The following is a 14,662-nucleotide window of genomic DNA, read 5'->3' as shown; positions in this document are numbered from 1 at the left end:
ATGGCCAAACCCCTTATAATCAATCGAGATCCGGCCTTAGGTGCTTTGCCTTGGCGAGCCTATTTGGAAATGACAAAACCCAAAGTTGTGGCGCTGATGCTGCTGACTGTTTTGGTCGGTATGTGCCTCGCAACACCCGCAGCCCTTCCCATCCAGCCTTTAATTTTTGGCTTAATCGGCATTGCCATGATGGCCGGTTCCGCAGCAGCCTTAAACCATCTGATTGACCGCCGTATCGATGCCATGATGGCAAGAACTTATAATCGTCCTTTACCCAAAGGCAGGATATCTGTCGCGAAGGCTTTAGGGTTTGCCGCAGGGATAGGTACTGTAGGATTTGCAGTGCTCTATACTCTCGTCAATCCGTTAACCGCTTGGCTGACATTCGCAAGCCTGATCGGCTACGCACTAATTTATACCGCCTATCTAAAAAGAGCGACGTCACAAAACATCGTCATCGGTGGCTTGGCCGGTGCGATGCCACCGTTATTGGGCTGGACCGCGATTACGAATGAATTCCACGGTAACGCATTACTCTTAGTCATTATCATCTTCACTTGGACCCCACCACACTTCTGGGCACTCGCTATCCACCGACGCGCTGAATACGCCAAAGTGAACATTCCCATGCTCCCAGTAACTCATGGTGTGGCTTTCACAAAAACATGCATCCTGCTCTATACCCTCTTATTGGCGATCGCATGCTTGTTGCCCGTGATTGTTGGCATGTGTGGCCCATTTTATCTCGTGAGCTCAACCCTGTTGAGCTGCGGTTTTATCTACAAAGCTTGGCAGCTGAAATATCAAGACAACGATGAGCATGCAATGCAAACGTTTCGATTCTCGATTTATCATTTGATGCTGTTATTTCTAGCGTTACTCGTAGACCACTATCTATTTATATAAGTGAGGCAATGATGGCAAGATATTGGATAGTAGGTTTGGTATGTGTTGCTTTTGGTGTGGTCACGGCCAGCCAAATGACACCCCAGCCTTTGACGCTTGCGACAAGCTACGAGCTCGAGCAGCAACGGCCGATTTCGGATTTTGAGCTTACGGATCAATATGGAAAAGCTTTTACAAAGCAAAGGTTACTGGATAAATGGAGCTTAATTTATATCGGTTACACCTCTTGCCCAGACATTTGCCCGACAGCAACGGCTAAATTGAGCCAAGCCACTCAAACCCTACAACAACACGCGCCTTTTCAAACGATATTTATTTCAGTGGATCCACAACGCGATACAACAACTCGATTGCATGATTACATGACATTTTTCGCCAGTGGTTTTGTTGCTGTGACAGCTAGCCATAAACAACTATTACCTCTGACAAGGGAGCTTGGATTTGTATATGCCATGATTGGTGAAGGTGCGGCGTATCAAGTGGATCACAGTGCTTCATACATCCTCATTTCGCCCGCAGGAAAGCGAGTTGCCGTTATCAAGCCACGAGCAGACGAACCAGGGAGACTGCCACAAATCCGCAATCAAGAGCTGATCGCTGATATTCAAAAAATTATCGACAAGTATAGTTAATCGCAATCGGGCCAGCACACATCATAAGATTAAACGCTTACTGGCCCTAAAAAAAGAGCGCTTATTCGGCTGGCCACTCACCATTGTCAAGGGGACGAAACCAGGGTTGAGAAAACCAATAGTAGTTGCCCGTTGCACGGCTTGGTGAAGTACAATTATATCGAGAACGTCCTGCGGACAAGTCTGTATCGGCTTGGATTGAGAATTGATTCTTGTTAATCCAAGTCGGTTGTTTTGCTCCCTGTCCTTGAATAAAACACATAACTTGTTGCTGTGCGATATCCGTCATATCCAAGGTGACGGTCAGTGTTGGTCGCCATTGACTCGCTCCGAGTTCAGGCTCTGCTGGTGAGATTGATAATACCGGCATATTCAAGCTATGTAGCTTCACTTTTAAGCTTTGCAATTTGGCATAAGGCCCTGCGACGGGAAATCGAGGGATTGCAGTTAAATCAGAATAAGGACCAGCGGCACCAGACTGCTGCCCGACCGCTGCATAGCCATGTTGTTTGAGTAGGTTTTGTATGTCGCTATTATATTCACCATAGGGATAAGCCAATATTTTTAAAGATACGCCCGTTTTTTGCGCAATTAACGATTCTGTTTCCAGTACATTTGACTCGATTCGCTTTAACCAATTAACTTTATCTTCGCCCTCTAGCCGACGTAATAAATGTTCATGCCCTAAGGTATGATTTGCTAACTCAGCCCCTTCTTGCGTGAGCTGCAGCAAAGTCTCCCAACTCATCATTTCAGAATAATTTTTCTCAATCGGATCCGTAGCAACAAATAACGTGTAGGGAAAGCCGTATTCTTTTAAGATGGGGTGTGCGTTATCCGCAATGTTTTGGTAACCATCATCAAAGGTGATCGCAACAGTTTTCTCGGGCAAATCTTGCCCCTTACGGATGCTTTCAACAATTGTGCTCAAGGGCACGACTTGAAAACCTTCCTGCGCAAGATATTGCATATGTGCTTTAAATTGTTTTGGGGACACGCTGGTAATCGCCGGTGTATCGCTTGATACATGGTGATACTGCATAATCACTGCGCTATCGGCAGTAAAACTTAATCCCCAAGCAAGTAAAGTTAAAATAATTCGAATCATATCGATTAACCTTATTAAATGATGAACTTCGGCAAAGCCATACTCACTAAAAAAAATAATCAGCGCCTGCTTGCGCTGGCACTACCAATGATCCTCTCGAATATCACGATTCCATTACTCGGATTGGTAGATACCGCGGTCATCGGGCATTTAAGCCATGCTTATTATTTAGGTGGCGTTGCTGTTGGTTCGACCATTATCACACTAATTTTTTGGTTGCTAGGCTTCTTAAGGATGTCTACAACAGGCCTTGTTGCCCAAGCTGTTGGCGCTGATGATACCGCAAAACAACTTCGATTGCTGGTTCAAGGCGGTTGCCTAGCGATTGCTCTGGGTATGATCTTTATTACTCTGCAACACCCCATCTTCACTTTCGCTCTGTCATTAACGGATGCAAGTGCGCAAGTCCAGCACTACGCCGAGCAGTATTTTAGTGTTCGAATTTGGTCGGCGCCATTTGCACTTTGTAACCTCGTATTACTCGGATGGTTACTCGGCAAGCAACAGCCTAAAGCGGCGATGTGGCAGTTGATTTTCGCCAATTCAGTCAATATCGTGCTCGATCTACTCTTTGTTGTCGGCCTGCAATGGGGTGTACAAGGTGCCGCAGCGGCTTCAGTACTCGCCGATATATCCGGGCTTATTGTCGCTTTAAAGCTGGTCTCTAAAACCCTAAATCAACAGTTTGGCCTCTCGCTAGGGGATTTAACTCGCTATTTGAATATGCATGGTACTGCACAATTGATGCGCCTCAATCGTGATATTTTCTTACGTAGCTTTTGCCTACAACTCGCTTTTGCATTTATGACATTCCAAGGCGCACGCCTTGGCGATGTAACGGTTGCCGCAAACGCTGTACTACTCAACCTTTTATTACTCATTTCCTACGCCCTTGATGGTATTGCGTACTATGCAGAAGTTGAGGTTGGCAATGCCACCGGCGAACGAAACTCAGAAAAACTTAAACAGTCCGTTCTCCTCGCTTGGTTCTGGTCTGCAATTTCTGCACTCACATTTGCCCTATTATTTGCAGTATTTGGCCCAGCCATTATCAACTTACTTACTGGTATCGAAGCCGTTCAGCACGTCGCACAACAATATTTACCTTGGCTCATCGTCTTGCCTTTACTCGCATTTAGCTCTTATCTTTTTGATGGTGTCTATATCGGCGCAGCGAAAGGCCGCACAATGCGCAATAGCATGGTACTGGCGACTTTTGGTGTGTTTTTTCCACTGTGGTGGTTACTGCAAAGTTTTGATAACCATGCGCTTTGGGCTGCAATGTGTGGATTTATGCTGGCAAGGAGTGCTTCTTTAGGTTTTCATTACCTCAAATACTTTGCGGTGGAGCACATCCATTTAAAACCATAAAAAAACCCGCAATTCATTGACTGAAGCGGGCTTTCATTGGGAACGACTCAAAGTGCATTATTGATAAGAGTGATCACCATGTTGATGATCCGTCACATCACGAACGCCAGTGAGTTCACCAGGGAATTGCTCAAGCAACTGCTTCTCAATCCCATCTTTGAGGGTGACATCAACCATAGAACAACCATTACACCCACCGCCAAACTGCAGTACTGCAACGCCTTCTTCACTGATTTCAATTAAATTAATGTGGCCACCGTGACTTGCAAGCTGCGGATTGATTTCAGATTGAATAAGATAGTCGATGCGCTCTTTCAGAGGGGCATCATCAGATACTTTACGCATTTTTGCATTGGGTGCTTTTAATGTCAGCTGTGCACCCAATTGATCTGTCACATAGTCGATGCTTGCATCTTCTAGATAAGGTGCACTTTCTTCATCAACCATGGCACTAAAGCCATTGAATTTTAACTCGGTATCATCTTCTTCAACAGCATCAGGTGGACAGTAAGAAACGCCGCACTCAGCTTGGGTGGTGCCAGGGCTAATGACAAAAACTCGAATATGAGTGCCATCTGGCTGATCAGCCAATAGTTTAACGAAATGCGCCTGAGCTGCATCGGTAATGGTAATCATGAAAGCATGCTCCGTCAGGATAAACCTGAGTGATTTAGTAAGAATTAACCCTATGATACTCTGACTCGAATCAGCTTTGTAGTCCTTCTTTTTATCCCTTGAAATGTTTTTGTAGACCCGATCGCATTTATTTCGCTCATCCGAGTATGGTCACGTCAGGCGCAACCTGCTAATTTGTCTTTAATAACAGCAACAAATGGACTCAGCATGCGAAGACTCACAACCGTTTTTTTATCGATGTTTACAAGTTGTCTTTGCTGCCTTACTTTTTTTGTCAGCGCGAGTGCTCAAATCGACGGACTATATCCCAACGAAGCGCCTTTAGATCACCGGGTTGTCGCACCTTCTGAATACCTAAACTCCCCTTTAGGTCAATGGCATTTGCGCCATGACCAAGTGAACGGTTACCTCAAACAACTCGACCAGCACAGTGATAAAGTTTCAATTGAAGAAAGTGGCTACAGCCATGAGGGGCGCCAACAATTAACTGCGGTGATTTCGAGCCCCGATAACCTCGCAAATATTGATACCATTCTCAGTGCTCGTAAACAGGTCAAAGCAGGAGAGGTTGTATCAGGGCCTTTGATTATTTGGCTTGCATACTCAATTCATGGCGATGAAGCCTCAGGTGCGCATGCGGCACTTGCCACTGCTTACTATCTCGCTGCTAGCCAAGATCAATGGATTGAGGACGCCCTCAATCAAGCCATTATCTTAATCACACCGAGCCAAAACCCCGATGGGATGGACCGATTTGCCAATTGGGTCAATAGTAATCGCGGCTATAGCCTTGTTACCGATCCCCAATCAAGAGAGCACCAACAGGACTGGCCCAGCGGTCGCGGTAATCACTTTTTCGCAGATTTGAATCGAGACTGGCTATTCGCTCGCCACCCTGAATCACAAGGACGAGTCGCATTATTTCATCGTTGGCAACCTCATTATGTGGGTGATTTCCATGAAATGGGCACCAACAGTAGCTATTTTTTTCAACCCGGAGTGCCAGAGCGCAATCATCCACTAACCCCCAAACGTAATCACCAACTCACCCAAGAGCTTGCCAAATTTCATCAGCAAGCCCTAGATAACCAGGGACAAAGTTACTTTAGTGAGCAGTTGTTTGATGACTTCTTTTATGGAAAAGGCTCCACGTACCCTGATATTAATGGCGCCGTAGGCATTTTATTTGAACAGGCTAGCGCTCGGGGACACGCTCAAGCTTCAACAGAAGGTGGAATTAGCTTAGTTCAAGCCATCAACAATCAATTCACCACATCACTGTCGAGCGTTAAAGGTGCGCTTGCACTCAAAAAACAGCTCATCGATTATCAACATGAGTTCTTCAACCAACAAAAAAAGCAGAAGCAACCAGCGGCACCAAAAGGCTTACTCGTCAGCGCGAACCAAGATCCAGCGCGATTAGAACAATTGGTTCAATTGCTACGTCAACACCAAGTAAATAGCTTTGTTCTCAACAAAAGCGTCAAGGCATCAGGGCGGATTTGGCAACCACAGGACAGCATATTTATCCCTCTAAACCAAGCACAACAAAGCTTGATCCAAGCGCTTTTTGATAACCGAAAACAATTTGAAGACACAAGCTTTTACGATATCTCAAGCTGGGATTTACGCCTTGCCTTCAATTTAACGGTTAGCGACGAAACCGAAGTCAGTCAAAGCAAGTTACGAGCCTACTCAACTTTGCATTTCTTCGACGCAAGACAAGCAGAAATACCCGCAACAGCACTAGCGGTTATCATTGACTGGCGACAAACAACGGCACCGGCCATGCTAAGCGAACTATTACAACAAGACATTCTTGTGAAATTCGCAGCCTCTCCCTTTACATTAAACAATGGCAAAACAGCTCAGCAATTTGTAGCTGGCAGCCTACAAATTCCTTTGCGTCAGGCTAAGAAAAACCGTCAATCCATCGTTCAAACACTCACGAGTCTCGCGAGACAGCATCGAGTGGCATTATATAGCGCCACCAGCAGTGCAAGCGTTCAAGGCATTGATTTAGGCAGCCCAGACTTCAAGACGATTCAGCCAGTACGCCCTCTTTTAATCAGTGGCGAAGGGACTGTCGCCAGCGAAGTGGGAGAAATATGGCGCTATGTTGATCATCAACTACAAATACCGATCAGTCTTAGCAATAGCCAACGACTGCGGCAGCTATCGCTCGCCCCATATACACACATCATTTTTGCGGGGGGCGACTACAACCACCTCAACGAAGTGGTTGCGCGCAAACTGGGGCAATTTGTCACCAAAGGCGGCGTTATTATTGCGCAAAAAGGTGCATTGAGCTGGTTGAATAAGCGACACTTATTGCAAACCGATGTACGAACTCCTCGATATTTTGAAAAGCTCGTAAGTGGCGTTGGATTAACCTATGCCGAAAAAAAGCGTATCGAAGGACAGAAACAAATAGGCGGCGCCATTCTCAAACTCGCCCTTGATGAAGGACATCCATTAAGTTTTGGCACTGGCGAACAACACCTTTCAGTGCTTAAAGATGAAGCCATCGGCCTTAGTCACGCGAATATTGAGCCATTCGTGACTGCCGCAAGTTATGCTGATGACATCCTTGAAAGCGGCTATTTAACTTCTGAGTATCAGCGTGAATTGTCGGGTACACCCGCATTCATCTGGGAAACTAAGGGAAAGGGGGCCATTATTGGCTTTACCGATAATTTACTGTTTCGAAGTTTTTGGCTTGCAACTGAAAAAGTATACGCAAACGCCCTGTTTTTCTCCGGAATGGCGACGCCAACATATAACCGTCGACACGATTAACGGCTTGTTCGCTAAGCATGGTGCTCAACAAATCGAGTCAAGGTCAATCAAGGTCACTCTAGACTTATATGTGGTGCTTCCGCCCGTGCAAGGCACCAGATTTGTACATCTATGGATTGGGCAGCTAAGAGCTTATGAATCTCGCTCACGGTTGTCCCTGTCGTAACGACATCATCAATCAAGGCAACACGCTGCAATGGCAAAGATAACTGAACAGAAAAGGCTTGCCGCAAATTCAACCGCCGTTGGCGGCCTGACATCCCAGCTTGAGCTGGTGTATCTTTTTCCCGTTTAATGACACCCTCAACCAACGGGATGCCGATCTGCTTGGATAAGCTTTTCGCAATCACCACGGCTTGATTAAATCCCCTTTGATGCAATCGGTTCGAGTGAAGCGGCACTGCCAAAAGTGCTTGCGGCATTTGAATTGTGCCTCTCGATACCAAAGACTTTATTCGGCAGGCCAACGCTTCAATGAGAGGCGGCAATACTGCAAATTGTCTCTGATATTTAATGGCTGCGATCCATGGGCCAAGTCCTTGGTGGTAACTACAGGCTGCAATGACTTTTAGCGGTTCTCGCTTCATACACTGGCCACAATAGCATTGAACAATTGTCATAGGTTTACCGCACCCTAGACATACAGGCGTTGAGTATAAACATGTGGGCAAACAGTAGTTGCATATGCCTGTACGGCACCCCGTCACCAATTGATGGCAGAGCAGGCAACGGTTAGGTAAAATAGCGGAGAGTGCGCGATCCAGCGCTTTTTTTAGTCGAGTTTTCATGAGCATCATCCATGATCTTTGCAGGAGTATTATGAAGCAGCCCTATCTTCACATTGAGCAAAAAGGTCAAGGCCAGCCAATCGTTGTTCTCCATGGCTGGGGGGTGAACAACCAAATTTTTGCTCCCTTACAACAAGCATTAGCAAATTATAGTGCACACTATGTCGATCTGCCGGGCTTTGGCGATAGCCAACCTAGCGACATCACAAAAATTGAATCCACAACAGAACAAACCGGCGATTTTTGCCTCGCCGTCGTCGATGATTGGGTCGACTCGATTATGAATCACGTTCCCCAAGGCGCTATCTGGATCGGCTGGTCACTGGGTGGGCTCGTTGCAACGCGAGCTGCACAAAAATACCCACAACAGGTTTCTGCACTTGCCACGATCGCATCTTCCCCTTTCTTTGTTGCCGAGCCCGAAAAATCCTGGCCCGGTATTGCTCCCAAAATTCTTGAACAATTTGTCCATCAACTGCAACAACATCCCAAAAGAACAATTGAAAGATTCTTGGCAATTCAAGCCATGGGAAGTGATAGCGCAAAACAAGATATCAAGGTCATTAAACAGCTAGTTTTAGAGAAACCATTACCAAAACCAGAAGTATTAGGCCTTGGTTTGCAGTTATTGCAACATGTTAATTTAAAAGGGTTAACATCAGAAATAAAACAACCTTGGCTCAGGTTGTGGGGCCGAAAAGACACCTTAGTGCCATTGCAATTAAGCAGTCAGTTGTACCAAGCCGACCATATCCAAGACATCGTATTTGAAAATGCATCTCATGCGCCATTTATTTCCCACGCAGAAGAGTTCAATACAGCACTATGTCATTGGCTAAATATGGTAGTTAACAAGCACTAAATCACTTTATTTTAAGTGCGTTTTTGACTATTATTTAGACAAGAATGCGTGGAGATATATATGTTAGTTGTCACCAATTACCCCCAAGTACCAATTGCAACATCCAATGTTGCAACTGATGCTGCGCGGGTCGACAACCAGCAGCGTCCCCCCATCATTCCGCCTAAAGAGGCCACGAAAGGTCACGAAGAGCGTAGCTTTAACCCACAAAATGAACGGATCACTGAGCAAGAGCTCAGTAAGAACCTTGAACGAGTCAATCAAAAACAACAACAGCAAGGCTCAGAACAGCAGCAACAGCACGAACAAAAAAGTAAGTCTCAAGCCGATCAGTTGCTCGCGCAGCTCCGTAAAAAACTGCCTGCTAAGCCAGCTTTGCAGCGCCAGGATATTCGCATATTCCAGCAATATACCGCGCAATCAGAGGGGACTTCACAGCAAAAAACAGAAATGCAGTCCGTAGAGCTCACCCACGAGTCGTTTCATTTTTATCAAGATTTTGGTAAACGCATTGGTGCCTTTTATCAGCAACAAGCACAAGTTGCAGAAGAGCCGATGATATCTGACTGGAGCTAGGACATTCTGGATGAATACAAAAAAACGGCTTTGGGAATCCAAAGCCGTTATTTATTGTAGCGTTTTTACTTTTTTAACTTCGCAAAAGCATCCGCAAACGCATTACCCATCGCCGCATTTGCCGGTGCTTTGGGTTGCTTTTTCTGCGCCGTTTTTTGCGAGTGAGGTTTATGGTTCGTTTTAGGCTGATGACTCTTCGATTGTCCACTTTTTGGCTGAACCGTCGGCTTTTCGTCTAATCGCATACTCAAGCCGATTCGACGGCGCTCAACATCAAGTTGCATCACCTTCACTGTGACCACATCCCCCGCTTTGACAATCGTATGCGGATCGCTCACAAATTTATCAGTAAGAGAAGATATATGCACTAAGCCATCCTGATGCACACCGATATCTACAAATGCACCAAAATTCGTCACATTGGTGACGACGCCTTCCAAAATCATTTCAAGCTTCAAGTCGCTCAGTTGTTCTACGCCTTCTTTGAAGCTCGCTGTCTTAAACTCCCCGCGAGGATCTCGCCCAGGTTTTTCAAGCTCATTTAAAATATCAATTACTGTTGGCAGGCCAAACCGGTCATCAATAAAGTCTGCTGCTTGCAGCTGTTTTAAGCTTTCTGCGTTACCAATTAGGCTTTTAATATCTAATTGTTTAGTTTTTGCTATCTTTTCTACCAATGAATAAGCTTCGGGATGAACTGCAGATGCATCGAGGGGGTTCGAAGCGTTCATCACTCGCATAAAGCCCGCAGCCTGTTCATACGCTTTAGGTCCCAGCCTTGCGACTTTAAGTAGTTGCTTACGGTCAGTAAATTGCCCATGCTCATCCCGGTATGACACGATGTTGCGAGCGAGTGTTTTATTCAGACCTGCCACTTGTGCGAGCAAAGGTGCAGAAGCCATATTGACGTCCACTCCTACAGCGTTCACACAGTCTTCAACGACCGCCTCTAAAGTTTGGCTCAATTGGCTCTGACTCACATCATGCTGATATTGCCCTACCCCTATTGATTTGGGTTCAATCTTCACGAGCTCAGCTAAAGGGTCTTGCAAACGACGGGCGATTGAAACCGCACCTCGAATTGATACATCTAAATCAGGGAACTCCTCCGACGCCAATTCTGAGGCAGAGTACACAGAAGCCCCAGCTTCACTGACCATCACTTTCGTCAACTGTGGCGCAACTTCTTTTGAATTCGCAATCAGCTCTGCTGCTAACTTATCGGTTTCTCTTGACGCGGTTCCATTACCAACGGCAATCAGTTCGACTTTATGCATTTTTACCAGATTCGACAAAGTTCGCAGAGACTTGTCCCATTGATTTTGCGGAGCATGGGGGAATATGGTGCTATGGGCGACCAACTTACCGGTATGATTGACGATGGCAATTTTCACACCGGTTCTCAGTCCAGGGTCTAAACCTAATGTGGTTTTCGCCCCAGCAGGGGCAGCCATCATGAGGTCACCAAGGTTGCGCGCGAAAACTTGGATAGCTTCCGCATCAGCGGTTTCGCGCATTTTACCCAGCAATTCAGTTTCCATCTGCATGCCAATTTTAACGCGCCACGTGGCATTCACGACCGTTTTCAACCAAGCATCCACGGGCTTATTGGATAGTTTCAAATTGAAGTGTTCGGCAATAATCACCTCGCAGTAGCTACTTTGTTTAGCACTACCAACCAATGGGCTATTCGAATGATTCTCGCCGGCTTCATGTCCATCGGCATTTATTCTTAAACTAAGACACCCTTCATTCCGACCACGCAACATCGCCAATGCTCGATGAGACGGTACTCTAGAGAGCTTCTCATCATGCTCAAAATAATCACGATATTTAGCGCCTTCCTTTTCTTTTCCTTTTTGGATACGGCTTTCAAGCACTGCATTTTGAGATAGATGCCGACGTACTTTTTGCAATAATTCTGCGTCTTCGGCAAAACGCTCCATTAATATAAAGCGCGCACCTTCTAATACAGCCTTAACATCATCAAATTTAGCTTCTGCATTAATAAACTTTGCTGCGGTATGCTCACAATCTAAATGTCGATTCGCCAGCAATTGGTCAACAAGCGGCTCAATTCCGGCTGCTACTGCCATTTGCCCTTTCGTTTTTCGCTTTGGTTTGAAGGGTAAATAGAGATCTTCTAGGCGGGTTTTCGTTTCAGCACCTTGCAATGCACGCTCAAGCTCTGGCGTTAACTTCGACTGAGCCTTGATACTAGCAACGATAACTTGACGGCGATCTTCTAGGTCACGTAAGTATCCTAAGCGGCTGTTTAGTGTACGTAATTGTGTATCATCCAAACCACCGGTCACTTCTTTACGGTAACGGGCAATAAACGGAACGGTTGCACCATCATCAAGGAGTGCAAGGGTCGCCGAGACTTGCTGTTCTTTAACGTTTAATTCTTGAGCGATTTTCTGAGCAATATTGTGCATAAACGAATGTAGAGCCTAGGTAAAATTTGGGAAACATCAATGAGCCGCAACGATACCACAGCAGTGATGAAAACTAGAAATAGAAGTACAATATTTCCGAGTTTTTGCACGCGCTGCAAAGTATTTCCTCACCCCGACACCCAACATCCAAAATTTAGATGAACGCAGCAGAATATCCCCATGATTAACAGTCAGAATAAGATAAGGTAACATGCAATACGATCTTAAAATTCACGATACCAGCAGCCACTTTATATACGATTAGTTGCACAAAAAAACGAGAAATAGCACTCTGTGAAAACAAACTTAATTACCCCTGAAGGGTTTGAAAAGCTCAACCAAGAACTCAATCATTTATGGCGAGAATATCGACCTGAAATCACTAAGAAAGTTGCTTGGGCGGCAAGCTTGGGCGATCGATCTGAAAATGCAGACTATAAAGAAAACAAACGCCTTTTACGCCAGATCGATAGCCGGGTTCGTTTCTTACGTAAGCGAATAGAAGCCCTCAAAGTAATTGAGTATGCCCCTGAGCAAGATGGCAAAGTCTTTTTTGGCGCTTGGGTTGAGATTGAAAATGATGAGGGTGAGCAGTTAAGTTTCCGTATTGTGGGGCCGGATGAAATATATGGCCGCAAAGACTATATTTCCATCGACTCCCCAATGGCTCGTGCGTTACTCAAAAAAGAACGCGATGATGAAGCCGTTGTGAAAACACCCACTGGCGAACAGATTTGGTATATCAACAGCATCAAATACAAGCAGCCGTAAACATAAACAGTCTTAAATCATCTCAAGCCCAGCTCACCAACACAGTATTAACCTCCTCGATAAGCAAAACACTTTGCTTTTGGGGAGCTTGCATACCGCAATTGCACAAAATCAAGCATTCAGGTCTATACTTATTTTTCCTCCTTAAGTCGTAGAACCCAAGCTGTTCTTGGAGAATTGAACCTTCCGCTTATCTAATTTTAATCATAAGAAGGAATTTTAATATGCGAGCTCTACTGCTATGTACCGGATTAACTCTGCTTTTGGGCGCTTGTGGCTCGAGTGACAGTGATGACGATGATACTCCGGTAATTCCACCTGCTCCCGCGGTCATTACTGGCGTATTTTTAGATAGTCCGGTAATGAATATTGGCTACAGTACTGCCACTCAGTCAGGGAATACAAATGCAATGGGCGAATTTAGCTATGTTGCAGGAGAGGAAGTCACATTTGCGATTGGTGATTTGGTTTTCCCAAGCACCATGGCAATGCCCACCGTCACACCGCTGAATATTGCTAGCTCAGAGGACGTAACTGATAGCTCGGTTATCAATATGATCCGGTTGCTACAAACCCTTGACCAAGACGGCAATCCCGATAACGGCATCACCATTACCCAAACCGCGATAGATTCGGCCAGTGTAGTGGATTTCTCTCAAAGTGTTGACGACTTTGCAAGTAGTAGCGCGGTAACAATGACTATTACCAATGGCGGCCAAGACGATGCCGTTATGGGGCTGGTATCTGAGCAAGAAGCTATCGCTCACTTTAACGATCAGCTACTCGATAATGATGTTACCGTCGGTATTACTGGCACTTGGCTGGCCAGCGATGATGAAAATGACCTGTTACTCTTTATGTTCTTCAATGACGGCACCTATGTTCATATGGAGGTTGACGAGTCAGATACTGAGGAAACTTCTGGCGCTGAGTGGGGAACCTATCAACGTGATGCCAGCAGCAACCTAATCACTGTCACGCAAACATTCGATGAAAATGGTGATACCGGTTTGACCGACTTTGTTGGCGATGGCGCACCATTCTTGTACGCCACGCTAATTGATGACGTTCTGACTGCGACCATTGATGAAAACGGCAACGACAGCATTGATGCCACAGTGACGTTCAATCGCCAGCCCAACGATGGCATTGTCGGCACTTGGAAAGCATTAAACGATGATAATGACATTCTACTGCTTCACTTTATGGCCAATGGTCAGTATGTACACTTTGAAGTCGATGATAGTGATCCCCAAGAAGAATCGGGTATGGAGTGGGGTAACTATTCATTAGATACTCAAACAGGTCGCGCCACTGCAACTCAGGTCTTTGACTCGAATAGCGATACTGGCTTAACTGGCTTTACCGCTAATGCAGACGCAATGCTATTTATGATGGCTGATGGCAATGTCCTAACACTGACCGTTGATGAAGACGGCGATGGTATGAACGATGAAACTTTAATGTTTGAACGACGCTAACCTCAACTTTAAGTACAATCCCCTTGGAGCCGCAGAACGCGGCTCCACTCATTGATAGACGATAGTAAACACCGAACCACAATCAATTTAGTTACAATTTTAGAACGCCCCTTCTCGCAAAAGATAAACGAATAAAATCAAACAATTAATCGCAGCAAGACTCAGGATCACTAGCAAAACTTCTGAATGTCTTTACTCGATGCTAGTCAGCCCCGATCGAATCAAGCTAATATGGCTAAGATTCATTTTCAATATCAGCCAGTTGCTGATACTGGGTACGCCAAATCCGATACA

General features: G+C 45.5%; 12 protein-coding genes. 8 read left to right on the top strand and 4 right to left on the bottom strand.

The window, feature by feature from the left end; translation table 11 throughout:
• Both cyoE and IEY18_RS09610 read left to right on the top strand, forming a co-directional pair.
• A complete protein-coding gene (gene cyoE, locus IEY18_RS09615; protein ID WP_188920205.1) occupies positions 1-906 on the top strand; it encodes a heme o synthase in 906 nt (301 codons plus the stop codon).
• An 8-nt stretch (positions 907-914) separates the two neighbouring features.
• Entirely contained in the window at positions 915-1,538 is a 624-nt protein-coding gene (locus IEY18_RS09610) for an SCO family protein (RefSeq protein WP_229779810.1), read from the top strand.
• Positions 1,539-1,599: 61 nt separating this feature from the next.
• Here the strand turns inward: IEY18_RS09610 and IEY18_RS09605 are convergent, their stop codons facing one another.
• Positions 1,600-2,646, bottom strand: a complete 1,047-nt coding sequence (locus IEY18_RS09605; RefSeq protein WP_188920203.1) for a polysaccharide deacetylase family protein — start codon at positions 2,644-2,646, stop codon at positions 1,600-1,602.
• Between the two features lie 21 nt (positions 2,647-2,667).
• Between IEY18_RS09605 and IEY18_RS09600 the strand changes: the two genes are divergently transcribed.
• Positions 2,668-4,017, top strand: coding sequence for an MATE family efflux transporter (locus IEY18_RS09600; protein ID WP_188920559.1), 1,350 nt, complete (start codon positions 2,668-2,670; stop codon positions 4,015-4,017).
• 57 nt (positions 4,018-4,074) lie between these two features.
• Here the strand turns inward: IEY18_RS09600 and nfuA are convergent, their stop codons facing one another.
• Complete coding sequence (gene nfuA, locus IEY18_RS09595) at positions 4,075-4,653, bottom strand: Fe-S biogenesis protein NfuA (protein ID WP_188920201.1); 579 nt, start codon at positions 4,651-4,653, stop codon at positions 4,075-4,077.
• A 207-nt stretch (positions 4,654-4,860) separates the two neighbouring features.
• On the opposite strand from nfuA, the gene IEY18_RS09590 reads away from it, so the two are divergent.
• Positions 4,861-7,452 carry a M14 family zinc carboxypeptidase gene (locus tag IEY18_RS09590; protein WP_188920199.1) on the top strand — a complete coding sequence of 864 codons (2,592 nt, stop codon included), beginning with the start codon at positions 4,861-4,863 and terminating at the stop codon, positions 7,450-7,452.
• A 53-nt stretch (positions 7,453-7,505) separates the two neighbouring features.
• On the opposite strand, the gene IEY18_RS09585 is transcribed toward IEY18_RS09590, so the two are convergent.
• A complete protein-coding gene (locus IEY18_RS09585) occupies positions 7,506-8,072 on the bottom strand; it encodes a ComF family protein (protein ID WP_229779808.1) in 567 nt (188 codons plus the stop codon).
• A gap of 199 nt (positions 8,073-8,271) precedes the next feature.
• Between IEY18_RS09585 and bioH the strand changes: the two genes are divergently transcribed.
• Positions 8,272-9,102 (top strand): pimeloyl-ACP methyl ester esterase BioH, encoded by an 831-nt coding sequence (gene bioH, locus IEY18_RS09580; RefSeq protein ID WP_188920195.1) that lies wholly within the window; start codon positions 8,272-8,274, stop codon positions 9,100-9,102.
• Positions 9,103-9,162: 60 nt separating this feature from the next.
• Positions 9,163-9,678 (top strand): hypothetical protein, encoded by a 516-nt coding sequence (locus tag IEY18_RS09575; RefSeq protein WP_188920193.1) that lies wholly within the window; start codon positions 9,163-9,165, stop codon positions 9,676-9,678.
• A 65-nt stretch (positions 9,679-9,743) separates the two neighbouring features.
• Here the strand turns inward: IEY18_RS09575 and IEY18_RS09570 are convergent, their stop codons facing one another.
• Complete coding sequence (locus IEY18_RS09570; protein WP_188920191.1) at positions 9,744-12,116, bottom strand: Tex family protein; 2,373 nt, start codon at positions 12,114-12,116, stop codon at positions 9,744-9,746.
• 294 nt (positions 12,117-12,410) lie between these two features.
• On the opposite strand from IEY18_RS09570, the gene greB reads away from it, so the two are divergent.
• Together greB and IEY18_RS09560 are read left to right on the top strand one after the other, a co-directional pair.
• Positions 12,411-12,887: a transcription elongation factor GreB gene (gene greB / locus IEY18_RS09565; RefSeq protein WP_188920189.1), complete on the top strand. Its 477-nt coding sequence runs from the start codon at positions 12,411-12,413 to the stop codon at positions 12,885-12,887.
• Between the two features lie 224 nt (positions 12,888-13,111).
• The gene (locus IEY18_RS09560) at positions 13,112-14,368 is read left to right on the top strand and encodes a hypothetical protein (RefSeq protein WP_188920187.1); all 1,257 of its coding nucleotides are present in this window, start codon (positions 13,112-13,114) and stop codon (positions 14,366-14,368) included.
• Positions 14,369-14,662: the final 294 nt, after the last annotated feature.

Source organism: Shewanella gelidii, from assembly GCF_014647855.1.
Taxonomy (GTDB): Bacteria; Pseudomonadota; Gammaproteobacteria; order Enterobacterales; family Shewanellaceae; genus Shewanella; species Shewanella gelidii.
This window is presented reverse-complemented; position numbering and strand designations above follow the sequence as displayed.

Bases quoted from the DNA above. Each gene is read 5' to 3' on its own strand.
- IEY18_RS09560 (WP_188920187.1), top strand. From the start codon at position 13,112: ATGCGAGCTCTACTGCTATGTACCGGATTAACTCTGCTTTTGGGCGCT.
- IEY18_RS09570 (WP_188920191.1), bottom strand. From the start codon at position 12,116: ATGCACAATATTGCTCAGAAAATCGCTCAAGAATTAAACGTTAAAGAA.
- nfuA (WP_188920201.1), bottom strand. From the start codon at position 4,653: ATGATTACCATTACCGATGCAGCTCAGGCGCATTTCGTTAAACTATTG.
- IEY18_RS09585 (WP_229779808.1), bottom strand. From the start codon at position 8,072: ATGACAATTGTTCAATGCTATTGTGGCCAGTGTATGAAGCGAGAACCG.
- bioH (WP_188920195.1), top strand. From the start codon at position 8,272: ATGAAGCAGCCCTATCTTCACATTGAGCAAAAAGGTCAAGGCCAGCCA.
- IEY18_RS09610 (WP_229779810.1), top strand. From the start codon at position 915: ATGATGGCAAGATATTGGATAGTAGGTTTGGTATGTGTTGCTTTTGGT.
- IEY18_RS09590 (WP_188920199.1), top strand. From the start codon at position 4,861: ATGCGAAGACTCACAACCGTTTTTTTATCGATGTTTACAAGTTGTCTT.
- IEY18_RS09600 (WP_188920559.1), top strand. From the start codon at position 2,668: ATGAACTTCGGCAAAGCCATACTCACTAAAAAAAATAATCAGCGCCTG.
- cyoE (WP_188920205.1), top strand. From the start codon at position 1: ATGGCCAAACCCCTTATAATCAATCGAGATCCGGCCTTAGGTGCTTTG.
- IEY18_RS09605 (WP_188920203.1), bottom strand. From the start codon at position 2,646: ATGATTCGAATTATTTTAACTTTACTTGCTTGGGGATTAAGTTTTACT.
- IEY18_RS09575 (WP_188920193.1), top strand. From the start codon at position 9,163: ATGTTAGTTGTCACCAATTACCCCCAAGTACCAATTGCAACATCCAAT.